Source organism: Burkholderia sp. LFS061, assembly GCF_047978125.1.
GTDB lineage: Bacteria > Pseudomonadota > Gammaproteobacteria > Burkholderiales > Burkholderiaceae > Burkholderia > Burkholderia pyrrocinia_C.
In genome coordinates this window covers 192532-216897 of sequence record NZ_JBFPFS010000003.1, presented here as the reverse complement: position 1 = coordinate 216897, position 24366 = coordinate 192532, and the positions used below count along the sequence as shown (strand labels likewise).

Sequence of the window (24366 nt, the reverse complement as noted above, 5' to 3'; positions counted from 1 at the left end):
CTTGCCGCGCCGGCCGCACAAGAGAAAAGGGCAAGCCCGTTGGCTTGCCCTTTTGTTTTACTGGCCGTCCGGCACGATTCGCCGGCGGCGGGTGACGATCACCGGCCCGTTGCCGCCGCGTGCATCCGACGGCGATGTGTTGCCGGATGCGTCACCGGTGTCGCGCGGCGCGCCGTAGCTTTCGCGCGGCTCACGGGGTTCGCGCGGTGCGCCATAGCCTTCGCGTGGTTCACGCGAGCCGTAACCTTCGCGCGGCTCGCGAGAGCCATAGCCTTCACGCGGTTCGCGGGAACCGTAGCCGCCGCCGTCGCCACGCGATTCGCGCGGGCCGCCGTGCGAGCCGTACGGGCTGTGACCGCCGCCTTCACGGCCGCCGGGGCGCCCACCGGTGCGCGGACCGCGGGGGCCGCCGCCGCCCGGGCGCGAGCCGCCCGTGTCGAGCTGGATCGTGGAAATCGCGCGCTTGTAGATGCCTTGCAGACCCACGGGGGTGCGCAGCATCACCAGGTACTGGTCGAACGACTCGATACATCCCGTCAGACGAATGCCGTTGACGAGATAGATTTCAACGCGCTTACGTTCCTTGCGCGCCGAATTGATGAAGTCGTTTTGCGGATGGGATTCTGCGGGATTGGCCATTGAGGTGCGGCAGGAGCCTGCGTCAGAGAATATGTTGTGCGTGTGTGGCGTGTTCGTCCACAAGGCGTTTGGCGGAATTCTACCCTGTTCGATAGGGAAGCGCGCAGTCGTGATTGTGTCGAACCGTAACCCACTATAGACGTTCCGGCGCATTTTCGCGATTCGGCCGAACGGCCAAAGCCGTTTCGTTACGTCGCGTTACGACTCTCGCAGCGCCGTATCACCTCGGTGCGCGCGCGGCGCTTACATTTGGTCGCGCGAGCCGGGCGGGCCGGCTTATCAGGGATCCGGAGCATGAACAAGAGTCAAGTGGCAGGGTTGGTCGGGGGCATGGCGTTGCTGGCTTCCGGAAGTGCAATGGCGGGGCATGTCGACCTGTCGGTCGGCATCGGCGTACCGGTCGCGCCGGTCTATGTCGAACCGGCACCGGTCTATGTGGCGCCGCAGCCGGCTGTGGTCGCCTATCCGGGCTACGGATACGGCTATTACGGCGACGACGACGACGATCGCTACCGGAAGTGGCGCAAGCACTATTACAAGCATTGGCGCAAGCACCACGGCGACGACGATGACGATTGAGCCCGAGGTCGGCCCCACCGGTGCGCATCAGAACGCGTAGTCGGGGTTTTTCGGGTCGAATGCGGTGTCGTCTAGTGTCGCCGGCACGATTTTCTCGATGACGATCCGCTCGAAGATCTTGCCGTCGTTGTCGTAGGACTCGACGGTCCGGAAATAGGGCGCGTGCAGGTCAAGCCCGAGGACTTCCTTCTTCGCGTAGAACTGCGGCCGGCCGGTCGGCGTTTCGTAGGTGAGCGCGACGACGCGCACGCCGCCGATCGTTTTTGCCTCCACCCGGGTCGGCCGCTGCACGCCGGCTTCCTGGTATTTCTTCCCTTCGGTCAGGTACAGGTTCGTGATGAACTCGGTGCCGAGATCCTTCACCTGGTGATTCGACTGGGCGCGCGCGAGCGCGCCGTCGAGCGCCGTCCACAACGGAATCTTGCCGAGCAGGCCGCCGAGATGGCCGTACATCTCGTCCTTGCGCTGCGTCGTGTCGTAGATTGTCTCCTGGCCGGCATGCGCGCCGCCCGGCAGCCATTTCGCATATACCCGCAGCGGCTCGCGGGTGGTTTTCACGAGCATGTGGTCGGGGGTGTCGGACCATTTCCCGCTGATGCGCTCCTGACGCACCATCGTGAACTGGTACGACGGATAGCCGTTAGGGCCATTACTGATATAGAGCGGCACGGCGAGCGGGTCGAGCGCCTTGAAGAACGTCGTGAGCGTTGCGTCGTCCAGTTGCGCGAGCGTGCCGCGCTGCGCGGCCGTGCGCAGCCAGCGCGCCTGTTGCGCGACCGGGTCGCGCGTGATTTTCGCCAGGTCCGCCGGCAGCGCGACCTCCTGTGCCGCGCTCGCGGCGTCGGCCGCTTCCTGCGCATGCAGGCCCGGCGGAACGAGCGACAGCATGCACGCGACTGCCGCGGCGGCTGCATGCCGCGTGCTGCGCTTCTTTCCTGCGTTCATCGACAGCCTCTCCCGGAGCGATGGATCGTTCAGTCTTGCTTCGCGGTCTTGATCCTGGCGAGCTCCTCGTCGCGCAGCGCGCGGCGCAGGATCTTGCCGACGTTCGTCTGCGGCAGCGCGTCGCGGAACTCGACGAATTTCGGCATCTTGTAGCCGGTCAGGTTCTTGCGGCAGTGCGCGAGCACGTCGTCGACGGTGAGCGACGGGTCGCGCCGAACGACGAACACCTTGATTCGTTCGCCCTGCACCTCGTCGGGAATACCGATCGCGGCGGCCTCGCTGATGCCCGGATGCATCACGAGCACTTCCTCGATCTCGTTCGGATACACGTTGAAGCCCGATACGAGGATCATGTCCTTCTTGCGGTCGATGAGGCGGATGAAGCCGCGTTCGTCCATCACGCCGATGTCGCCGGTGCCGAGCCAGCCGTCGGCGTCGATCGCCTTGGCCGTCTCGTCGGGGCGCTGCCAGTAGCCGCGCATCACCTGCGGACCGTGTACGCACAGCTCGCCCGGCTCGCCGATCGCGGCCCAGGTACCGTCCTCACGGCGAAAGCGCACGATGGTGGACGGGGCGGGCAGGCCGATCGAACCGCTGAACGAGGCCATGTCGTTCAGGTTTACGGGGTTCATCGTGACGATCGGCGAGCATTCGGTAAGGCCGTAGCCTTCGACCACCGGCCGGCCCGTCACCTGCTGGAAGCGCTCCGCGACCGCACGCTGCATCGCCATCCCGCCCGCCATCGCGAGCTTGAGCTTCGAGAAGTCGCGCTTGCGGAATTCCTCGTTGTCGAGGAACGCGTTGTACAGCGTGTTGATGCCGGTGATTCCCGTGAACGTTTCGTTGCGGATGATCTTCATCACCATCTTCATGTCGCGCGGGTTCGCGATCAGGATGTTGCGCCCGCCGAGCCCCATGAAGATGAACGCATTCACCGTCAGCGAATAGATGTGATAGAGCGGCAGCGGTGTGAGCACGGTTTCGACGTCGCCCGAGACCTGGTCGGCGATCCATGCCTTCGCCTGCAGCAGGTTCGCGATCAGGTTGCCGTGCGTGAGCATCGCGCCTTTCGCGACGCCGGTCGTGCCGCCCGTGTATTGCAGGAACGCGAGGTCGTCGCGCGTTATCTGCACCGGCTGCGGTTTGCCGCGCGCGCCGAGCGCAAGTGCGGAGCGCAGCCGGATCGCCTGCGGCAGGTGGTAGGCCGGCACCAGCTTCTTCACGTGCTTCAGCACGAAATTGATCAGGCGTCCTTTCGCATTGAAGCCGTCGGCGAGCAGGTCGCCGAGCGCGGTGACGACGATGTTCTTCACCTGCGTTTCCGGCAGCGCCTCCTGCAGCGTGCTCGCGAAGTTCTCGAACACGACGATGGTCTGCGCACCGCTGTCCTTCAGCTGGTGCGCGAGTTCGCGCGCGGTGTAGAGCGGATTCACGTTGACGACGATTGCGCCGGCCTTCAGCGTGCCGAACAGCGCGACCGGATACTGGAACGTATTCGGCAGCATGATCGCGACGCGGTCGCCGGGCTTCACGCCGAGGCTTTGCAGATACGACGCGAATGCGTCGACTTTCCGCGCGAGCGTGCGATAGGTCATCGATGCGCCTGCGCTCACGTAGGCGACGCGCTCGGCGAAGCGTGTCGTGCATTCGTCGAAGAACTGCACGAGCGATGCGTATTGAGTGACGTCGATTTCGTGCGGTACGCCGGGTGGGTATGACGCGTACCAGATACCGTCGGTGTTCGGCGGAACCTGGGCCGCTGCGGTTGCTGCGGAAGATGACATGACGTGTCTCCAGTCTTTGCTTCGGCGCGGGCAGGCGTTTCGATGCCTGCCCGTGCCCCATGCTTCACGGGCGATCAACACGGGCGCCTCGACGCACCGCATGACCCCTCGTATCGATCAAATCGTGAACAGGAAGTCGCGTGTGGCCCCGCGCACTCAGTTCGCGGAATGCAGCGTCGCCGTCTCGGCGGCTGCCGCACTCGACGGCAGCCCGAACGCTTCGCTCGCTCCCGCGTCGTCGAGCACCGCCGCGAAAATCGACAGTTGGGCGCTGTCGGGCATCGGCGCCTTCAGCGCGGCGACGATCAGCGATGACAGCCGCGCGATCATCTGCACGTCGTTCATTGTGCGGCCTTGCGAGAACTCGTCGATCAGGCTTTCCGTCTCGGCACCCGCGAGCGCGCCGGACAGCGCGCCGATCGCGAAGTGCAGCCGCCAGCCGAGCTCCGTGCGCGGCAGGTGCGGCAACGCGCGCTGGAACGCGTCGAAGAAGCGGCCCGCGACGCTCGCGTAGTGCGCGGTCAGGAAGTTGCGCACGAACGGCGACGGATCGGTGTACGCGCGGCCGATCAGCCGGAGGAACCCGGGCCCGCCGCGTTCCGGGTTGCGCGACGCCTTCAGCGCGGGAATGAACATCGCGCCGAGCACGTGCTCGCAGGTGATGTGCGAACCGAGCTGCGCATCGAAGCGGTCGAGGATGCCGAGGCGTTCCTGGTTGAGCTGATCGAGCCGGCGCGACAGCATCGCGTGGATCAACGCTTCCTTGCTGCCGAAGTGGTAGTTGACCGCCGCGAGGTTGACCGCCGCGCGCGACGTGATCTGCCGCATCGACATCGCCTCGAAGCCATGCTCGATGAACAGGTCCTCGGCCGCATCGAGGATGCGCGCCTTCGTCCCGCCGGTCTGCCGAGGGCCGGATGATCGCGCCCCGGACGGCCGTCCCGCGGATGGCCGCCCCTCCTGACTTACTGCCATGTTCCGCCTCCCATGCCGGTCGCCCGGCCGCGAACAGGTGATTTGATTGTCTGATTCAAACAGTCGTTTTTATTAAGATAAAAAAACGCGGGCGGAGCGGGCAAGCGGGGAATCTGGACAAATTCCTCTAGTTCGATGTGCAACTGCGGCAAGCGTGGCGCGCGACCCCGAGGGGCGGGGCGCGCGCGATGGTGCGATGCGTCAATGTGCGGGTTCAGCCGACCGTGCTACGCGTATTGACCGATTGCGTCATGTCGATGCCGCGCCGCTCGCGGCTGAACAGGATCAGCACGGCGATCGCGACGGCGACGATGCCGGCCACGAGCGCGAGCGCGAAGCTGTAGTTGTTGTCGTGCGAAACGGCGAGCGATGCCTGCATCGTCGCGTTGCCGGACGCGAGCAGGTTGCCGAGCTGGTAGACGACGCCGGGGAAGGTCGCGCGGATTTCGTCGGGCGAAATCTCGTTCAGGTGGACCGGAATCACGCCCCACGCGCCCTGTACCGAGATCTGCATCAGGAACGCGCCCGCGGCGAGGGCAACCGGGCCGCTCGAGAACGCCCACAGCGGCAGCACGGGCAGTGCGATCAGCGCGGCGATGAAGATCGTGCGGCGCCGGCCGATCCGTTCCGAGATCGCACCGAACGACAGTCCGCCGACGATTGCGCCGATGTTCAGCACGATCGTGATCCACGACACGGTATGCGGATCGAAGTGATGCTGTTCGCGCAGGAACGTCGGATAGAGATCCTGCGTGCCGTGCGAGAAGAAGTTGAACGCGGTCATCAGCACGATCGCGTAGATCGTGAGTTTCCAGTTCTGCTTCAGCGTGGTTCCGAGGCTCGGGCGCGGGCGTTTCTCCATCAGTTTCCACGCCGGCGATTCGGGCACGTGCGTGCGCACGTACAGCACGAGCAGCGCGGGCAGCACGCCGACCATGAACATGCCGCGCCAGCCGATGTACTGGTAGAAGAGGCCGAACACGACGGACGCGAGCAGATAGCCGCTCGGATAGCCGGCCTGCAGCAGTCCCGACACGAAACCGCGCGCATGGGTCGGCACGGTTTCCATCGTCAGCGCGGAGCCGACGCCCCATTCGCCGCCCATCGCGATGCCGAACAGCGCGCGCAGCACCAGCAGCGCGGTCAGGCTCGGCGCGAAACCCGACGCGAGTTCGAGCAGCGAATAACACGCGATGTTGACCATCAGCGTCGGGCGGCGGCCGAAGCGGTCGGCAAGCCGGCCGAAGATCAGTGCGCCGAGCGGGCGCATCGCGAGCGTCAGCGTGAGCGCGAACGCAACGGCGGGGATCGTCGACGCGAATTCGGCGGCGATGTCCTTCAGCACGAAAACCATCAGGAAAAAATCGAACGCGTCGAGCGTCCAGCCCAGGTAGGCGGCGATCGTGACGTTGCGTTGTTCGCGGGTCCAGCTCATGTCCGAGGTCTCCTCGTTTGCTTGCGCGCTCACGATGTGCATGCGGATGCCGGCCCGGCTTGCGCGCGGTGCGCGGGCACTGATCGAGTGTAGGCCGCGGCGCCATGCGATGTGGGGCGCGATAACGCCGAATCGGGAATAATCCCTACGAAATGAACTGTTTCGGAAACGGAAACGAAGCCGCGCCGGACCGGCGACAGGCATCTGTATCATTCCGGAAGGCGTTTTGTATTTGTTCTGTAATGCGCTCGATGCGCATCGTCACCGAATCAGGAGTCCCGATGAACGAACGTTCCGCTGCCGCGCTGCCCGTGCTCGAAACCGCCCGGCTGTGGCTGCGCCCGCGCGTGCTGGCCGATCTCGACGCGTGCATCGCGATGGATCGCGATCCCGAGGTCACGCGGCATATCGCGGGCCCGTGGCACGATCCCGTCGAGCATCGCCGCTTCGTCACGCACCGGATCACGCGCGACTATCCGCCGGGACTCGGCTACTGGTCGATCTTCGAGAAGGCCGCACCCAATACATTCATCGGCTGGATCCTGCTGATTCCCGACTATGCGGACGGTGCGCGCGACGTCGAGATCGGCTGGCGGCTCGTGCGCGCGACCTGGGGGCGCGGCATCGCGAGCGAGGCCGCGGCCGCCGTCGTGCGGCATGCGTTCGATACCGTGCGCCTGCCGCGCGTGATCGCCGATATCGCCGAGGCCAACAACGGTTCGCTGAACGTCGCGCGCAAGCTCGGGATGCGTCGCGTGAGCGTCGTGCACGACGGCATTCCTTACATTCGCCATCGTCTCGAGCGCAACGATCTGCGCGCGTAGCGCGGCATCGTGCACACGCGTGCGCAGCTGTCGGAGATCGTCAATCGCCGGCATATCGCGGTCATGCCGTATTAACGGCTCGCGCGATCAGGAGTATCGTTGCCGGAATTTCGCAACATGGGGTACGACCATGACACTCGGCCGCGACGTTCATCTCATTCCAGTCAGGCTCGACGCGCTGCGTCCGACGCAGATGACGGTTGGTTATCGCGAAGTCAAGGCGAAGCGCAAGCACTGGAAGGCGCTCGACAAGCGCGCGCGCAAGGCCGCGATCGAATCGCACTGGTTCCCGGCCGTCCTCGGCCCGGACGGGCTGCACTACATCACCGATCATCACCATCTCGGCCTCGCGCTGATCGAGGAGGGCGAGTCGCGCGTGAACGCGATGCTGCTGAAGGATCTGTCGTGGCTCGACGATACGATTTTCTGGCGGATGATGGAGCACAACCAGTGGGTGCATCCGTTCGGCGCGGACGGGTCGCGTCGCGACTACGTGCATTTGCCGAAGGCGCTGACGGGGCTCGTGGACGACCCGTACCGCAGCCTTGCAGGCGAACTGCGCACGGCGGGCGGCTATGCGAAGGACGCGACGCCGTTCAGCGAATTCCTGTGGGCCGATTACCTGCGCCAGCGCGTGTCGCTCGACCAGATCCGCAAGAACTTTGCAAAGGCGCTCGACCTCGCGCTGCACCGCGCGCACGACCAGGATGCGCGCTATCTGCCCGGCTGGTCGGGCGTCATCGCCGTCAAACCCTGACCGGCGCACGGCGCCGACCGCCTCATGACGATCGCCCCGATCCGCCCCGATGCCGGCCCGCAGCATGCCGACCATTTCTCCGCGCTCGACGCAGCGTCGCCGCCGCCCGCGCGGCGCATCGGCCTCGATGCACTGGCCGGCCTGTCGATCGCGGGCCTGCTGATTCCCGAGGCGGTCGCGTATGCGGGCTTGGCCAACCTGCCGCCGCAGGCCGGTCTCATCGCGCTGCTGGCGGGGCTCGTCGTCTATGCGCTCACGGGCAGCAGCCGCTTCGCGATCGTGTCGTCGACGTCGTCGTCGGCTGCCGTGCTCGCGGCGACCGTGCTCGCGGAATCGGGGATGGCGCTTGCCGAACAGCTCGCGCTGGCGGCGGCGCTGGTCGCGATGACGGGCGTGCTGTTCATGCTGGCGGGCGCCGCGCGGCTCGGCGGCATGTCGGACTTCGTCGCGCGGCCCGTGCTGCGCGGTTTCACGTTCGGGCTCGCACTGACGATCGTCATCAAGCAGTTGCCGAAGATTCTCGCGATTTCCGTGCAGCACAGCGATGCGCCGCATGTCACGCTCGACCTGATCGCCGGCGCCCCGCATGCGAACCTCGCGAGTGTCGTGCTCGGCGCGACCGCGCTGGCGCTGCTGTTCGTGCTCGGGCGCCGCTCGCGCGTGCCCGCTACGCTCGTCGTGATCGTGCTGTCGATCGCTGTCGGCTATGCGATCGACTGGCAGCGATACGGGATCGCGATCGTCGGCAATATCGATTTCCGGCACATCGAATTCGGCCTGCCGCAGCTCGACCGCAACGCGTGGATGCAGACGGTCGAGCTCGCGTTCGCGCTGATGCTGATCCTGTACGCGGAGTCGTACGGATCGATCCGCAACTTCGCGCTGAAGCATGGCGACAGCGTGTCGCCGAACCGCGACCTCGTCGCGCTCGGCTGCGCGAACCTCGTGTCGGGCCTGCTGCACGGGATGCCGGTCGGCGCCGGCTATTCGGCAACGTCGGCGAACGAGGCGGCCGGCGCGCAGTCGCGCTTCGCCGGCCTGTGGGCGGCCGGCGTGGTCGCGCTGATCGTCTGGCTGCTGCTGCCGCAGCTCGCGCGCACGCCGGAGCCCGTGCTCGCGGCGATCGTGATCTTCGCGGTCAGCCACTCGCTGCATCCGTCCGTATTCAAGCCGTACTGGGACTGGCATCGCGACCGGCTCGTCGTGATCGCCGCACTGCTCGCGGTGCTCGTGCTCGGCGTGCTGCACGGGCTGCTCGCGGCCATCGGCGTAAGCCTGCTGCTGACGCTGCGCAAGCTGTCCGAGCCGAACGTCAGCGTGCTCGGCCGGCTACGCGACAGCCATGACTTCGTCGACGTCGCGAGCCATGCGGACGCGAAGCCGGTGCCGGGCGTGCTGATCGTGCGGCCCGAGGCGCAGCTGTTCTTCGCGAACGCGGACCGGATGCTGAATCGCGTACGTGCGCTGATGAAGGCCGCGCCGGACACGCATGCTGTGATGCTGAGCCTCGAGGAAACGCCGGATATCGACGGCACGACGATCGAATCGTTGCGCACGTTCGCGGCCGAATGCACGGCACGCGGGCTGCGGCTCGCGATTGTGAGGCTCAAGATGCACGCGCTGCATGCGTTGCGCCGTGCGGCGGACGATACGCTGCATGAGGACGCGATGTCCGAACTGAGCGTCGACGAAAGTCTGCAACTGTTGCAGGCCGGTATGCAGCCGGACGGCAGCGACGGAACGACCGCCGTGTAACGAGGTGGCGCGTCAGTGCGATCTATTGCGAAAGCACGGCGTCGGCAGCGCGATCGATCATATCGGCCACTTCCGCGGCCGTCGGCGCATAGGCGCCTGCGTGCGCACAGGCGACCGCCGCGCACGCGGCCGCGTAACGCAGATGCTCGGCGGGCGATGCATCGGGCCGCGCAAGCTGGCTCGCGAGCCAGCCGCCGATGCTGGCGTCGCCGCAGCCGACCGTGTCGACGACCTCGGTCGGGAACGCGGGCAGGAACAGCACGGTGTCGCGATGCAGGAGCTGCATGCCGGATGCGCCGCGCGTGACGAGCATCGTCGCATCGGGCGCCCACGCGCGCAGTTGCGCGAGTGCGGCCGTTTCGTCGAGTTCGGGAAACAGCCCGTGAAGATCCTCGTCGGACACCTTGATCCAGTCGGCGAGCGCGGCCAGCCGGCGCAGCGTGTCGCGATACGACGGCGCGGCCATCGGCGCACGGTAGTTCGGATCGAACGAGATCCGCTTGCCGGCCGCGCGCGCGGCCTGCGCCACCTCGATCAGGCGCGACGCGAGCGGCTCGCGCACGACGCCGAGCGAGCCGATGTGCACGATTTCGGCCACGTCAAGTGCGCCGGCGGGCAGGTCCGCCGGATCGAACGCGAGATCGGCGCTGTTCTCGCCGATGAAGAAATAGTGGGGCGGCTGCTTCGACACGACCATCGCGAGCAGCGGCGCGCGGTCGACCTGCCGGATGAAACGCATGTCGAGCCCTGCGTCGGCGCTCTTGCGCATCAGTTCGTCGCCGAAGATGTCGCGGCTGACCGTGCCGGCGAAGGCCGTCGGCGCGCCGAGTCGCGCGCCGACGCGCGCAACGTTCCAGCATGAGCCGCCGGCGACGCTGTGCCAGCGCTGCGCGTCGTCGCGGATGAAATCGGTCAGCGCTTCGCCGAATACGATCAGGCGGGGGAGCGTCGTCGTCATGTTGAAACCTTGTGGCGCGGCCGTGCAGTGGTTGATGTGAGCGGGCGGGGCGGGCGGCGCCGGCCGTCGCGCGCGGCGACGCAGCCCGGCACCGCCCGGTTCAGTGGACGGGCGGCGCGATCAGCGCGGGGCGCTCCAGCCCTTGTAGGTCTTCACGTTGTCGCGCGTGATGAGCGTCGGCTCGATCAGGATCATCGGATTGGCCGGCTTCTGGCCGTTCATGATCCCGTAGCCGACGTTGACGGCCTGCTGCGCCATCGCCCACGGGTCCTGGCTCGACGACGCCTGCACGAGCGTGTTGGACTTGAGCGCGACCTCGATGTCGGGCGCACCGTCGACCGACGTGATCACGATGCCCGGACGGTTCAGCTGTTTCGCGGCGAGATCGCTGCCGATCGCCTGCGGGTCGTTGATCGTAAATACCGCATCGAGCTTCGGAAAGCGCGTCAGGTAGCCCTGCATCGCGTTCATCCCGCCTTCGCGCGAGCCCTTGCCGTCCTGGTCGCTCGACAGCAGCTTGATGCCCGCGTTTTTCGCGAGCACGGTCTTGCAGCCGGTGACGCGATCGATCACAGCCGACACCTGCGGCCCGTTCTCGATGATCACGTTGCCCTTGCCGTTGAGTTTCTTCGCGATGTAGTCGCACGCGAGTTCGCCGGCCTTCACGTTGTTGGTCTGCACGGTCGCATTCGCGCCGGCTGCCGCGACGTCGACCGCGACGACCGTGATGCCGGCCGCCTGCGCCTTCTTCACTGCCGGCTCGATCGCCTTCGGGGCGGTCGCGTTGAGCAGGATCATGTCGACGTGCGCGGAGATGAAGTTGTCGATCTGCGTGAACTGCTTGTTCAGGTCGTAGTCGGCCGACACGGCCGTGACCTTCGCGTTCGGGTTGATTTGCTTCGCGCGCGCTTCGGCGCCCTTGACGATCGTGACGAAGTACGGGTTGCCGAGCGACCCGACCGTGACGCCGATCGATTTGAGCGGCTTGTCGGCTGCGTGCGCGACGGCAGCGCCGAATGCGAGTGCGCAGGCGACGGCGGTCAGGGCGGCTTTGTGCTTGAACATGTCGTTGTGTCTCCGTGAGGTTGGTTGGTAGACGGGCGCAGGCGTGCCTGCCTGCGCCGCAAGGTTGAATGGACGGGAACGGTGTCAGGTGCGCGCCGAATCGCGCTGGCGGTAGCGATCGAGCGCGACGGCGCCGATGATCACGAGCCCCTTGATGATGTACTGCCAGATGTCGGACACGCCGAGCAGCACGAGTCCGTTCGTCAGTACCGCGATGATCAACGCGCCGATCAGCGTGCCGACGATCGAGCCGACGCCGCCGACGAAGCTCGTGCCGCCGAGGATCACCGCGGCGATCGCGTCGAGTTCGTAGGACTGGCCGAGCTGCAGGCCGTTGGCCGCATAGAGCCGCGCGGCGGACATCACCGCGCCGAGGCCCGCGAGCAGCCCCGACGCCGCATACACGAACATCTGGATCGCCCGCACGTTGATGCCCGACAGGCGTGCGGCTTCCGGATTGCCGCCGACCGAATAGATCCGCATCCCGAGCACGGTACGGCGCAGGATGAACCATGAGATCGCGATCACCGCGCACGCGATCACGACGAGCCACGGCACACCGAGCATCGTGCCGTTGCCGATGAACGCGAACGGCAACTGCGGATTGAACACGGTCGTGTCGTTGCCGATCAGGCGCGCGACGCCGCGCACGGCCGTCATCGCACCGAGCGTGACGATGAACGGCGGCAGGCGCAGGAATGAGATCAGGCCGCCGTTGATCGCGCCGAACACGAGGCCGACGACGAGCGCGAAGGGCACGCCGAGCCAGCCCCAGCCGGGAATGGTCGACGCGATCAGCGCGGCGACGGCCGCGGCGGCGAGCACCGAGCCGACCGACAGGTCGATGCCGCCCGTCAGGATCACGAAGGTCATGCCGGCGGCGAGCACGATGTTGATCGACGCCTGCTGCGTGACGATCGACAGGTTCTGCAGCGTGAAGAAGCCGTCGGTCAGGAAGCCGAAGCCGACGCACAGGACCAGCAGCACCGGCAGCATGCCGGCGGTGCGTATCAGCGACTGCATGCGTGCTCGATGATCGGCGGTGCGCAACTGGGGAGTACGATCGCCCACCGGATGGGCCGTCGCGGAAGCGAGGTTCCGCTGCTTGGTCGGGTTGATCATTTCGGTAACCTGAATTGTAAGAGTCAAATGAAAGAGCGCGGCTCAGTGCGCGTCGGCGAGTTCGGCCTGCGAGCCGGTCGCGAGCGCGATGATGGCTTCCTGCGTGATGGGCGTGTGCGTGTGGCCGCCGAGTTCGCCCGCGATCTCGCCTTCGCGCATCACGAGCACGCGGTCCGCGACGCCGATGATCTCCGGCAGCTCGCTCGAGATCACGATCACGCCCACGCCGGCACGGGCCAGTTCGTTGATGATCCGGTAGATCTCGGATTTCGCGCCGATGTCGACGCCGCGCGTCGGTTCGTCGAGGATCAGTACGCGCGGTTTCGTCTCCAGCAGGCGCGACAGCAGCACCTTCTGCTGGTTGCCGCCCGACAGCGCGCCGACGTTGACGTTCGCGTGAGGTACACGGATCGACAGCGAGGAAATCGCGTCGCGCGCGCGCTCGGCGCCGCGCGCGAGGTCGAGCGCGCCGAGCCGTGCATCGCGGTTGCAGACGGAAATGTTGATGTTGTCGCGCACGCTCATGTCGAGGAACAGGCCCTGGCGCTTGCGGTCTTCGGTCAGGTAGACGAGGCCCGCGTCGATCGCGTCGCGCGGCGAGTGTCCGCCGAACGTGCGGCCGGCCAGTTTCACGTCGCCGCGCATGCGCGGTTCGGCGCCGAAGATCAGCCGCGCGAGTTCGGTGCGGCCCGCGCCGACGAGCCCGGCGATGCCGAGCACCTCGCCGGCATGCAGGTCGAGGCTGCAGCCGCGCACGCGCGCGCCGTCGGCGATGTCGCGTACCGACAGCAACAGGTGGCCGGGGTCGTACGGCGCGTGTTCCTTCTTGTAGAAGCCGGAGATGTCGCGGCCGACCATCATCGCGACGAGACGCTCGGCCGACAGCGATTCGCGTTCGAGCGTGCCGACGTATGCGCCGTCGCGCAGCACCGACACGCGGTCGGACAGTTCGTAGATCTCCGCCATCCGGTGGCTGATGTAGATGATCGCGAGACCTTCCGCGCGCAACTGGCGGATCAGGCGGAACAGATGCTCGGTTTCGCGCGACGACAGCGGCGTCGTCGGCTCGTCCATCACGAGGATGCGGGCGCGGGTGTGCACGGCGCGCGCGATCTCGACGAGCTGCTGTTCGGCGATCGACAGCGTGTCGACGAGCGTTTCGGGGCCGAACGATGCGCCGAGGCGCGCGAGCACGTCCTGGCAGCCGCGCGCCATCGCCGCGCGGTCGATCATGCCCCAGCGCCGATTGCCGCGCCGCAGTTCGCGGCCGACGTAGATGTTTTCCGCGACGGTCAGGTTCGGCGACAGGCACAGCTCCTGGTAGATCACCGCGACGCCCGCATCGCGCGCGGCGAGCGGCCCGTCGATGTCGATGCGTTCGCCGTCGATCAGGATCTCGCCGCCGGCGTCGGCGCGGTATGCGCCCGACAGGATCTTCATCAGCGTCGATTTACCGGCGCCGTTCTCGCCCATCAGCGAGTGGATCTCGCCCGGATAGACGGTCAGGCTGACATTGTCCAGCGCGCGCACGGCCGGGAACGTCTTGCTGATCCGGCGCATTTCGAGCAGCGGGCGGGGCGACTCAGACCGCGACATGGTTGACCTCCTGCGAGTCGGTGCGGGCGCCCTTGAGGATGCCGGCCCGCGGGGAAAAGTTGAAGAACATCGGCAGCGTGGCCGCGCCGATCGCGCCGGCGTCGGCGCCGAACGTGCCGCGCACGAGCGTCGGCGTGCCGCGCGCTTCGGGCGCGGTGGCAACCAGTGCCGAGCGCAGGCGCGTCGTGACCGCGTCGAGCAGGCCCGCATCGGTATCGGCGTCGATCACGACTACCGGAGCATCGACCACGCACAGCACCGCGCGCAACGCCGGCGCGAGCGCGTCGACGCAGTCGTCGATCCATTCGTCGACGGCCGGCAGGCCGCGGGCAATGCAGGCTTCGAGATCGGCGCGGTTCTCGACCGTCTCGCCGTGATGGCGCAGATGGCGTACGAGCGCGTGCAGCGAGGCGCGCGCGAGCAGGATGTCCCACGGGCCGCGCGGCGGCGGCGCGGATGCCAGCCGGCTCGGCGGCACGGGAATCACGGCGATGTCGCCTGCATTGCCGGTCACGCCGCGCAGGCAGTCGCCGTCGATCGCGATGCCGCCGCCGATCGCCGGTCCGATGAACAGGTAGACGAAGTCGTCGCACTGCCGGCCGTATCCGTAGAACAGTTCGGCGATCGCGGCCGCGTTGCCGTCGTTTTCGCCGAACACGGGCAGCGACAGCGCGCGACCGAGGTCGCTCGCGAAATCGACGTCTTCCCATGCGCGGAACGTGTCGGGCGCGAGGCCGAGTTCGCGCATCCACGCGCCGAGGTTGTAAGGCTGCGCGACGCCGATGCCGGTCAGGCGCGCGCGTTCGTGGTCGGGGAGCAGGGCCTGCATCGCGTCGATGTCGTGACGCACGATCTCGAGCACGTCGGCGGGAGGGGGCAGCAGCGTGTCGTGCGAGCGGCGGCCGAGCACGTCGCCCGCGAAGTTGACGAGCGCCGTCTCGATTCGCATCCGGTCGAGATGGACGCCGATGCCGAATGCGCCGCGCGGGTCGAGGCGGATCAACGATGCCGGCTGGCCGCGCTGGCCTTCGGTGCGGCCCGCGAATTCGATCAGCTTCGCATCGGCGAGCGATGCGATGATGCTGCCGACCGCCGTGCCCGTCATGCTCGCGAGACGCGCAAGGTCGGCCTTCGACGCGCTGCCTGCGCGGCGCAGCGTCTTCAGCAGCAGGCGCTCGTTGTAACGGCGCACGTTGGCCGAATTACTTCCCTGGCCGATGTGCGGGCTTCTCATGGCGTCTCCTTCCATGTTGCGCTGTGCGGTAGCGCATTAAATAAATCACGTTGATTTATTTAACCGCGTGAGCGCCGACATGTCAGCCTAGGGAAATCCCGGTTTTTGCCGTGGATGAGGGGTGGCTCGGGAAATGGGGATGGGTCGCGGAACCGGGGGCGAAAACTTTGGAATTCGCGTGGCGGGCGCGTGTTCGCTGCGGACGCGACGACGTCCGTCCGGTAGGTGGCAAGGGAAGGGGGCACACCGTGCGGATCAACAGGGCGGTGTGAATGATGCAGGATGGGAAATGAAAAAAGGCCGGCTAGAAGCCGACCTTTTTAGAAAACAAGTGGTGCCCAGGAGAGGACTCGGTCACACGAGCGCGACCCCGGCTGCGCTTGCAAGCGCAGCCTTTCGAGTCCTCCCGCAAAGCGCGCAGGCGCTTTGCTTCCTGGGCCTGAAAAAGAAAAAGGCCGGCTAGAAGCCGACCTTTTTAGAAAACAAGTGGTGCCCAGGAGAGGACTCGAACCTCCACGATGTTGCCACCGCTAGGACCTGAACCTAGTGCGTCTACCAATTCCGCCACCTGGGCACATTTCGCTTGCTGCGATGCGAAAGACCGCAATTATAGCGTGCCCGAACGGCTTGTCAACAAATTTTGCGCGGTCTTTGAAGAGGGCGAAAAAAGGGCGCGTGCCGGATTTGTCGTGTTCGAGTATCGCCGCCGGGGGCGATCCCGATGCGAACGATTGCTGCAGGAGAAGAGCGGGCGAATTTCCTGAGCGCAGGTTCAAGTCCGTCGCCGGAGAAGTTATTGTCGGTGTGAGCTTGTCGTACCGCGCCGACTCGCGAATGCAGGCGGTGGGCGCCGCGCGGTTGCCCGCTCGCTTGGCGACACCGTGCGCATCGTGTAGTCGTCTGCCGCTGTAGAGCGCGCGGTACATGCAAGCGAACGCATTTGCATCGCGATTATTTCTGTTACTATCGCGGTAACGTTTTTGTGGAATAACCCAAAAGGAGTTTCCGATGTCTGAAATCGCAGTGGTTTTTCATAGCGGCTACGGCCATGCGGCCGTCATTGCGGACGCAGTCGCTCGTGGTATCGAGAAGGTCGACGGTGCGTCGGTCAAGCTGATCCCTGTCGACGCGATCGATGAACACTGGGAGTACCTGGAGCGCGATGCCAAGGCGATCGTCTTTGGTTCGCCGACCTACATGGGCAGCGCGTCCGCGCAGTTCAAGGGCTTCATGGACGCATCGTCGAAGCATTGGGGCAAGTGGCGAGACAAGCTGGCGGCCGGCTTTACGGTGTCGGCATCGCAAAGCGGCGACAAACTGGCGACGCTGCAGCAGCTTGCTGTCTTCGCTGCCCAGCATCAGATGCTGTGGGTCAGCCTCGGTCTGATGCCCGGCAACAACAGCAGTACGGGTTCGGTCAACGATCTGAATCGACTCGGGTCGTTCCTCGGTGCGATGGCGCAGGCGAATGCGGACGAGGGCGGCGATGCGATTCTCGAGAGCGATCGAAAGACGGCCGAATTGCTGGGCGAGCGCGTCGCGATTGCCGCGAAACGCTGGAACGGTGCCTGAAGCCGATGGCCGGTCGGCGCTGTCTCGATGGTCGTCCGGCTGACGGATGGGTGGCGCCGATGCGGGACCGGAAATGAAAAAAGGCCGGCTAGAAGCCGACCTTTTTAAATAAGTGGTGCCCAGGAGAGGACTCGAACCTCCACGATGTTGCCACCGCTAGGACCTGAACCTAGTGCGTCTACCAATTCCGCCACCTGGGCACGTTTCGCTTGCTGCGATGCGAAGACCGCTATTCTAGCGTGTCTTCGGAGTCTGTCAACACAATTTCATCCGAAGCGATAAAAATATCGCATCCTTGTGCGACGGAGTCTCACGCGCCGACCGGATCCGCGCGTTTTGCCGCGAAATTCCAGCGCTGCGCCTGGCCCGTATCGACGCGTGCCGGCAGCAGTCCGGCGGCGAGGAACGTGTCGGCGATCTTCTGCTGTTCGCCGAAATTTTGCGCGACCACTGCGCGAACGAGGTAGCTGCGTCGCGCGTTCGCGCGTGCGATAGCCGCCGCGTCGAGCCCCCAGATCGGCGCAAGCGTATTCGCGGCCTCCTGCGGATGGTCGCGCAACCACGCGCCGGCCTGCGACAACTGGTCGAACAGGATCTGGACAACGTCAGGCCGCGCGGCGGCGAAACTGCTCGATGCGAGGTAGTAGCGCTGGTACGACGCGAGTCCGTTGCCGTCGGCCAGAATCCGCACGTCGGGATTCCGGTCGACCGACGCGACATACGGATCCCACGTGATCCATGCGTCCACGCTGCCGCGCTCGAACGCTGCGCGGCCATCTGCGGGCGTCAGGTAGTGGATCGCCGCGTCGGCGGGCGTGAGCTTTGCGCGTGCGAGTGCGGCGAGCAGCAGGTAGTGGCTGCCGGCCGCCTTCGTGACCGCGATGCGCTTGCCCTTGAGATCGGCGAGCGTTCGAAGTGTGCTGTCCTGCTTGACGACGATCGCCTGTGCCTTCGGCGACGGCGCTTCCTGCGCGACGTACACGAAACGCGCATGCGCGGCCTGTGCGAAGACCGGGACCGTATCGGCGACGTCGGCGCTGAAATCGACGGCGCCGACGTTGAGCGCTTCGGTCAGCGGCAGCCCGCTCGCGAATTCATGCCACGACACGCGCAGGCCGAGCGGCGCAAGCGCCTGCTCGAGTGCGCCGCGCGTCTTGAGCAGTGTGATGAGCGTCGAAGACTTCTGGTAGCCAATGCGCAATGCGGCGGGCGTGGTCTCGGCGTGCGTTCGGACGCCCGCCGCAGTGAGGCCTGCGGCCAGCATCGCGCGCGCGAACGCGCGACGGTTCATCGACGTCATGAATCGTGCTCCTCGTTGGGTTCGTTGCAATGAAGCGGGCCGGCTAACGTACCAACGGGGAGGGCGGGCGATAACCGATAAATTCTGCTATCGATCCGACTGGCGGGCATAAGGGTGGGCGGGGAGGCGGTCGCCGCGCAGAGTCCGGAGATCGCGCCGAAGGCGCTCAATCCGCGCGCCTGCGGAAATTCATGAAGGCCGGGTTCGACGAGCCGTGCCGGTTGCTGCGCAGGTTCATCGGCGAGTAAGTCGCTCTTTTCCCCGAGTCGGAAATGAAAAAAGGCCGGCTAGAAGCCGACCTTTTTAAATAAGTGGTGCCCAGGAGAGGACTCGAACCTCCACGGTGTTGCCACCGCTAGGACCTGAACCTAGTGCGTCTACCAATTCCGCCACCTGGGCACGTTTTGCAGTAGCTGCTTGCTGCAAAGAAGCGAAATTATAGCGCCCCAATTATTCGTGTCAACACTTTTTTGCGATGCATCGCAAACCGGCCGCCGTCGCGCCCGCCCGCGGCATTCCCGTCATTTGGCGACACAGGCGGGTGATAGAATGACCCGCCGCCGTCAATATAGAACTGTCTGACTGACGGACACCTCTATGTTGATGCCGTGCACCATCAGTCAACGCAACGAGAACAATCATCGACAAACCCTTGAGCAAATATCCGTACCCCATTCCGAGCCGTGAAGAAATTCTCGGCGTGCTGCGTACGAGCGATGCGCCGCTGGCTGCCAACGACATCGCCGAAGCACTGTCGATCAAGCGTCAGGAGCGCGAAGGGTTCTTCCGGCGTGTCGCCGCGATGGAGCGCGACGGCCAGATCCGCCTCGACAAGCGCGGCCACTACCAGTTGACCCATCCGTCGAATTTCGTCGCAGGGCGCGTGCAAGGGCATCGCGACGGCTACGGATTCGTGATCCGCGACGACGGTCAGGACGACCTGTTTTTGCCGAACGGCGAAATGCAGAAGGTGATGCACAACGACCGCGTGCTCGCGCGGATCGTCGGCTACGATCGCCGCGGCCGGCCTGAAGGACATGTCGTCGAAGTCACCGAGCGCGCGAACAAGCGCGTGATCGGCCGCCTGCTCAACGAGAACGGCGCGCTGATCGTCGCGCCGGAAGACAAGCGCATCGGCCACGACATCCTGATCACGCAGAACGTGAAGAAGGCGAAGGTCGGGCAGGTCGTCGTCGTCGAGCTGACCGATTTCCCGAGCCGTCATTCGCAGCCGCTCGGCCGCGTCGTCGAAGTGCTCGGCGACATCGACGATCCGGGCATGGAAATCGAAATCGCGGTGCGCAAGTACGGCGTGCCGCATGAATTCAGCCAGCCGGCGCTCGACGAAGCCGCCGCGCTGCCCGACAAGGTGCGGCCGGCCGACCTGCGTTTCCGCGTCGACCTGCGCGACGTGCCGCTCGTGACGATCGACGGCGAGGACGCACGGGACTTCGACGACGCCGTTTACTGCGAGCCGGTCAAGGTCGGTCGCGGCGACGGCTTCCGGCTGATCGTCGCGATCGCCGACGTGTCGTACTACGTACAGCCGGGCAACGGGCTCGATGCCGACGCGCTCGAGCGCAGCACGTCGGTCTATTTCCCGCGCCGCGTGATCCCGATGCTGCCGGAGAAGCTGTCGAACGGCCTGTGTTCGCTGAACCCGCAAGTCGACCGCTGCGTGCTCGCGTGCGACATGGTGATCACCGCGCGCGGCGAGATCAAGGCGTACCAGTTCTATCCGGCCGTGATCCATTCGGCTGCGCGCCTTACGTACACTGAAGTGGCGGCCGTGCTGTCGAACACGAAGGGGCCGGAGGCCGCGCGCCGCGCGGAGCTGCTGCCGCACCTGCAGAACCTGTACGGCGTCTACAAGTCGCTGTTCGCCGCACGGCAGAAGCGCGGCGCGATCGACTTCGATACGACCGAGACCTACATCGTCTGCAACTCGCAGGGCAAGATCGAGCAGATCGTGCCGCGCCAGCGCAACGATGCGCACAAGCTGATCGAGGAGTGCATGCTGGCCGCGAACGTCTGCGCGGCCGACTTCCTGAAGCGCAACAAGCATCCGGGCCTGTACCGCGTGCACGCGGGGCCGACGCCGGAGAAGCTCGAGAACCTGCGTGCGTTCCTGCGCGGCATGGGCCTGTCGCTCGGCGGCGGCGACAAGCCGCATGCAAGCGACTACGCGGCGCTGATGGCGCAGATCCGCGACCGGCCCGACGCGCAGATGCTGCAGCCGATGCTGCTGCGTTCGATGCAGCAGGCCGTCTACAGCCCGGACAACATCGGCCACTTCGGTCTCGCGTACGAGGCGTACGCGCACTTCACGAGCCCGATCCGTCGTTATCCCGACCTGCTCACGCACCGCGCGATCTATTCGATCCTGTCCGGCAAGAAGTACGTGCCGAAGGCGCCGGAGGGCTTCGAGCTGAACACCGCGCTGTCGCCGCGCGCCCGCGCGATGCAGCAGGCCGACGACGAAGCGCGCAACCGCTCGCGCTCTAACACGGCGATCTGGGAAGAGCTCGGCCTGCATTGCTCGGCGAACGAGCGGCGTGCGGACGAAGCGTCGCGCGACGTCGAGGCATGGCTCAAGTGCTACTTCATGCGCGACAAGCTCGGCGAGGAATACGGCGGGATGGTGAACGGCGTCACGTCGTTCGGCATCTTCGTGCAGCTCGACACGCTGTTCATCGAAGGGCTCGTGCACGTCACGGAACTCGGCTCGGACTACTTCCAGTACGACGAGATCAAGAATGAGCTGCGCGGCGAACGGACGGGCATCCGCTATCGTCTGTCGGACCGCGTGCGCGTGCAGGTGAGCCGCGTCGATCTCGACGCGCGCAAGATCGATTTCCGCCTCGTGCGCGATACGCCGGTGAAGGCGCCGCGCCCGTCGCCCGCGCCGGCTGCCGCAGGCACCGGTGCCGGTGCCGGTGCCGATCGCAACGGCCCGCGCGTGCGTGCGCTGCCGCAGGCGGAAGAGCTCGCGCCGCGCCGCAAGAAGGCCGCAAGCGCACCGAGCGTCGCGGTGAAGGAAGCGCGTGCCGCACGCAAGAAGGGCGGCAGCGGTGGCAGTGGCGGTGCGGCGGCGAAGCCGACCGCGAAGAAGGCACGCGCCCGCAAGAAGTATTGAGCGTTCGGGGCGGCGCAAGCGCACGCCCTGCAGTATCGAGAGACGCCGCGTCACCGGTCATCGGCCGGCAACGCGGCGCTTTCCTTTTCCATGGATCGCGGCCGCGCGCGTCGCGCGGCCGCACGTTTGATCGAAGGTTGTTCCAGTCATGTCACGTCTGAAGGTTCTTTACGGTTTTCATGCGGTGACCGCACGTTTGCGGCACGATGCATCGACGGTTGCGGAGGTGCTGTACGACCAGACGCGCCGCGACCGCCGCATGCAGGACTTCCTGCACACCGCGAAGGAAGCGGGCGTGCGGCTGATCGCGGCCGACGAAACGCGCCTGTGGGGCCTCGCCCATACCGAGCGCCACCAGGGCGTCGTCGCGCGTGTCGAGGACGTGCCGCTCGCGCAGAACCTGTCCGAGCTGCTCGACGGCATCCAGGGTCCCGCGCTGCTGCTCGTGCTCGACGGCGTCACCGATCCGCACAACCTCGGCGCATGCCTGCGCGTTGCCGATTCGGCCGGCGCGCACGCGGTGATCGCGCCGCGCGACCGTGCGGTCGGCCTGAACGCGACTGCGGCCAAGGTGGCGAGCGGTGCGGCCGATACGGTGCCGTACATCACGGTGACGAACCTCGCGCGCGCGCTGCGCGAGCTGAAGGAAGCCGGCGTGTGGATCATCGGCACGTCGGACGAGGCGTCGGCGACGCTCTACGATACGAAGCTCGACGGCCCCGTCGCGCTCGTGATGGGCGCGGAAGGCGAAGGCATGCGCCGGCTCACGCGCGACACCTGCGACGAGGTGATGAGCATCCCGATGGCCGGCAGCGTGGAAAGCCTGAACGTGTCGGTCGCAAGCGGCGTGTGCCTGTACGAAGCCGTGCGCCAGCGGCGCGTGAAGGGCTGACACATCCTGTCTCGCGCAATATGCGCGTGCCTGGCATGACCCGAACGACGCGTGCCGCGATGCGATGCGGCACGCGGTTCTCCGGAACTTGCGACCGATGACCCTGTTTCGCCTCGGCGCATCATGCGCCGTGCTATGCCTGCTGGCTGCCTGCACGTCGCCGTCGCTCGTCGAACGCGGCACCTACTACGCCGACACGAGCCTGTACGCGCGCGGTGCCGATTCGCGGATCCGCTTTCTCGTGATGCATTACACCGAAAGCGACGAAGCGAAGTCGCTGCGCACGCTGACGGGCGATTCGGTCAGCGTGCATTACGTCGTGCCGCCGCAGCCGCGCATCGAACACGGGATGCCCGTCGTCTACCAGCTCGTTCCGGAATCGATGCGCGCATGGCACGCGGGCGTCAGCGAGTGGCAGGGCGCGACCGAATTGAACGCGGCGTCGATCGGCATCGAAAACGTGAACCGCGGGCCGCTCGATCCGCAGAATCGCACCTGGCAGCCGTACTCGCCCGAACAGATCGATGCGTTGACCCGCCTGTCGAAGGACATCGTCGTACGCTACGCGATCCCGCCGACGCGCGTGATCGGGCACAGCGACATCGCGCCGCAACGCAAGATCGATCCGGGTCCGCTGTTCCCGTGGCATGCGCTCGCACTGGCCGGCGTCGGCGCATGGCCGGACGATGCAACCGTGGCCGCCCGGCTCGGCGGCCGCGATCCGCACGCGTTGGTCGATGTGCGCGAACTGCAGCTCAAGCTCGCGCGCTACGGCTACGACGTGCCGACCGACGGCGTGCTCGACGCGCGCACGCGGCGCGTATTCGCGGCGTTCCAGATGCATTTCCGTCCGTCCGACTATGCGGGCAATCCGGACGCCGAAAGCGACGCGATCGCACAGGCGTTGCTCGACAAATACTTCCCCGGCACGCAGCCGACGGACAACGCGCCAGAGGCGGTCACACCCTGAACGCACGGCGCGCCGCGCGCCGAAAAACGCGGGCCGTCATCCGAGTCCGGTAAACTGGCGGTTTTCCGCAATCCCACAGCATTACCACGCCATGACTCAAGACGAACTCAAACGCCTCGTCGGCCAGGCCGCCGCCGATTACGTGATCCAGAACGTGCCGGAAGGCGCCGTGATCGGCGTCGGCACCGGCTCGACCGCCAACTGCTTCATCGACGCACTCGCCGTCGTCAAGTCGCGCTATCGCGGCGCCGTGTCGAGTTCCGTCGCCACGACCGAACGCCTGAAATCGCACGGCATCAAGGTGTTCGACCTGAACGAGGTCGACTCGCTGCAGGTGTACGTCGACGGCGCCGACGAGATCGACGCGAGCGGCGCGATGATCAAGGGCGGTGGCGGCGCGCTCACGCGCGAGAAGATCGTCGCGTCGGTGGCCGACACGTTCGTCTGCATCGCCGACGCCAGCAAGCGCGTGCCGGTGCTCGGCGCGTTCCCGCTGCCGATCGAGGTCGTGCCGATGGCGCGCACGGCGATCGGCCGGCGCGTGACCGCGCTCGGCGGCGTGCCCGTGCTGCGCGTGACGAAGGACGGCGCACCGTACATCACCGACAACGGCAACGAGATCATCGACGTGAAGGGGCTGCAGATCGCCGATCCGCGCGGCTTTGAAGCGCAGGTGAACGCATGGCCGGGTGTCGTGACGGTCGGGTTGTTTGCCGAGCGCGGCGCGAATCTGTGCTTGCTCGGCACGGAAAACGGCGTTGAAACGATCGTTTATTCGGCCGAAGCGAGCTGAATGAGAAGCAGTCCGTAACGGTATCAGGAACCCGT

General features: G+C 66.2%; 20 protein-coding genes and 3 tRNA genes. 9 read left to right on the top strand and 14 right to left on the bottom strand.

Annotated elements, in window-relative coordinates; genetic code table 11:
• Positions 1-57: 57 nt before the first annotated feature.
• Entirely contained in the window at positions 58-639 is a 582-nt protein-coding gene (gene hfq, locus ACNQQL_RS04155; protein WP_034184055.1) for an RNA chaperone Hfq, read from the bottom strand.
• A gap of 294 nt (positions 640-933) precedes the next feature.
• On the opposite strand from hfq, the gene ACNQQL_RS04150 reads away from it, so the two are divergent.
• Positions 934-1218 (top strand): PXPV repeat protein, encoded by a 285-nt coding sequence (locus tag ACNQQL_RS04150; RefSeq protein WP_072441647.1) that lies wholly within the window; start codon positions 934-936, stop codon positions 1216-1218.
• A 27-nt stretch (positions 1219-1245) separates the two neighbouring features.
• Here the strand turns inward: ACNQQL_RS04150 and ACNQQL_RS04145 are convergent, their stop codons facing one another.
• The 4 genes from ACNQQL_RS04145 to ACNQQL_RS04130 form a co-directional block, all read right to left on the bottom strand.
• Positions 1246-2163: a DUF1571 domain-containing protein gene (locus ACNQQL_RS04145; protein WP_347063303.1), complete on the bottom strand. Its 918-nt coding sequence runs from the start codon at positions 2161-2163 to the stop codon at positions 1246-1248.
• Positions 2164-2192: 29 nt separating this feature from the next.
• Complete coding sequence (locus ACNQQL_RS04140; protein WP_347063302.1) at positions 2193-3947, bottom strand: AMP-binding protein; 1755 nt, start codon at positions 3945-3947, stop codon at positions 2193-2195.
• A 156-nt stretch (positions 3948-4103) separates the two neighbouring features.
• Entirely contained in the window at positions 4104-4922 is an 819-nt protein-coding gene (locus ACNQQL_RS04135; protein ID WP_072441638.1) for a TetR/AcrR family transcriptional regulator, read from the bottom strand.
• A 214-nt stretch (positions 4923-5136) separates the two neighbouring features.
• Positions 5137-6357, bottom strand: coding sequence for an MFS transporter (locus ACNQQL_RS04130; protein ID WP_034184267.1), 1221 nt, complete (start codon positions 6355-6357; stop codon positions 5137-5139).
• Between the two features lie 281 nt (positions 6358-6638).
• Between ACNQQL_RS04130 and ACNQQL_RS04125 the strand changes: the two genes are divergently transcribed.
• From ACNQQL_RS04125 to ACNQQL_RS04115, 3 genes are all read left to right on the top strand, one after another.
• Positions 6639-7181: a GNAT family N-acetyltransferase gene (locus ACNQQL_RS04125; protein WP_347063301.1), complete on the top strand. Its 543-nt coding sequence runs from the start codon at positions 6639-6641 to the stop codon at positions 7179-7181.
• A gap of 130 nt (positions 7182-7311) precedes the next feature.
• Positions 7312-7938, top strand: a complete 627-nt coding sequence (locus tag ACNQQL_RS04120) for a ParB-like protein (RefSeq protein WP_072441635.1) — start codon at positions 7312-7314, stop codon at positions 7936-7938.
• A gap of 24 nt (positions 7939-7962) precedes the next feature.
• On the top strand, positions 7963-9693 hold the full coding sequence (locus ACNQQL_RS04115) for a SulP family inorganic anion transporter (RefSeq protein WP_347063300.1): 1731 nt from the start codon (positions 7963-7965) through the stop codon (positions 9691-9693).
• Positions 9694-9715: 22 nt separating this feature from the next.
• Here the strand turns inward: ACNQQL_RS04115 and ACNQQL_RS04110 are convergent, their stop codons facing one another.
• From ACNQQL_RS04110 to ACNQQL_RS04085, 6 genes are all read right to left on the bottom strand, one after another.
• A complete protein-coding gene (locus ACNQQL_RS04110) occupies positions 9716-10651 on the bottom strand; it encodes a carbohydrate kinase (RefSeq protein ID WP_347063299.1) in 936 nt (311 codons plus the stop codon).
• A gap of 120 nt (positions 10652-10771) precedes the next feature.
• A complete protein-coding gene (locus tag ACNQQL_RS04105) occupies positions 10772-11716 on the bottom strand; it encodes an ABC transporter substrate-binding protein (RefSeq protein ID WP_347063298.1) in 945 nt (314 codons plus the stop codon).
• An 84-nt stretch (positions 11717-11800) separates the two neighbouring features.
• The gene (locus ACNQQL_RS04100; protein ID WP_347063297.1) at positions 11801-12838 is read right to left on the bottom strand and encodes an ABC transporter permease subunit; all 1038 of its coding nucleotides are present in this window, start codon (positions 12836-12838) and stop codon (positions 11801-11803) included.
• Positions 12839-12880: 42 nt separating this feature from the next.
• Positions 12881-14434: a sugar ABC transporter ATP-binding protein gene (locus tag ACNQQL_RS04095; RefSeq protein WP_347063296.1), complete on the bottom strand. Its 1554-nt coding sequence runs from the start codon at positions 14432-14434 to the stop codon at positions 12881-12883.
• A complete protein-coding gene (locus ACNQQL_RS04090) occupies positions 14421-15668 on the bottom strand; it encodes an ROK family protein (RefSeq protein ID WP_072441765.1) in 1248 nt (415 codons plus the stop codon). Before ACNQQL_RS04090 ends, ACNQQL_RS04095 begins: the two co-directional genes overlap by 14 nt.
• Before the next feature lie 487 nt (positions 15669-16155).
• Positions 16156-16242 (bottom strand) — tRNA-Leu (locus ACNQQL_RS04085).
• A 434-nt stretch (positions 16243-16676) separates the two neighbouring features.
• Between ACNQQL_RS04085 and ACNQQL_RS04080 the strand changes: the two genes are divergently transcribed.
• A complete protein-coding gene (locus tag ACNQQL_RS04080; protein WP_072441621.1) occupies positions 16677-17240 on the top strand; it encodes a flavodoxin family protein in 564 nt (187 codons plus the stop codon).
• A gap of 113 nt (positions 17241-17353) precedes the next feature.
• Here ACNQQL_RS04080 and ACNQQL_RS04075 read toward each other — a convergent pair.
• From ACNQQL_RS04075 to ACNQQL_RS04065, 3 genes are all read right to left on the bottom strand, one after another.
• Positions 17354-17440: transfer RNA gene (locus ACNQQL_RS04075), tRNA-Leu, on the bottom strand.
• 110 nt (positions 17441-17550) lie between these two features.
• The gene (locus tag ACNQQL_RS04070) at positions 17551-18540 is read right to left on the bottom strand and encodes an aliphatic sulfonate ABC transporter substrate-binding protein (protein WP_347063295.1); all 990 of its coding nucleotides are present in this window, start codon (positions 18538-18540) and stop codon (positions 17551-17553) included.
• 312 nt (positions 18541-18852) lie between these two features.
• Positions 18853-18939: transfer RNA gene (locus tag ACNQQL_RS04065), tRNA-Leu, on the bottom strand.
• A 253-nt stretch (positions 18940-19192) separates the two neighbouring features.
• Here ACNQQL_RS04065 and rnr point away from each other — a divergent pair.
• From rnr to rpiA, 4 genes are all read left to right on the top strand, one after another.
• Positions 19193-21676 (top strand): ribonuclease R, encoded by a 2484-nt coding sequence (gene rnr / locus ACNQQL_RS04060; protein WP_347063294.1) that lies wholly within the window; start codon positions 19193-19195, stop codon positions 21674-21676.
• A 148-nt stretch (positions 21677-21824) separates the two neighbouring features.
• A complete protein-coding gene (gene rlmB, locus ACNQQL_RS04055; protein ID WP_034184068.1) occupies positions 21825-22568 on the top strand; it encodes a 23S rRNA (guanosine(2251)-2'-O)-methyltransferase RlmB in 744 nt (247 codons plus the stop codon).
• A 97-nt stretch (positions 22569-22665) separates the two neighbouring features.
• A complete protein-coding gene (locus tag ACNQQL_RS04050) occupies positions 22666-23538 on the top strand; it encodes an N-acetylmuramoyl-L-alanine amidase (protein ID WP_347063293.1) in 873 nt (290 codons plus the stop codon).
• A gap of 91 nt (positions 23539-23629) precedes the next feature.
• Complete coding sequence (rpiA, locus tag ACNQQL_RS04045) at positions 23630-24331, top strand: ribose-5-phosphate isomerase RpiA (protein WP_072441611.1); 702 nt, start codon at positions 23630-23632, stop codon at positions 24329-24331.
• Positions 24332-24366 lie beyond the last annotated feature (35 nt).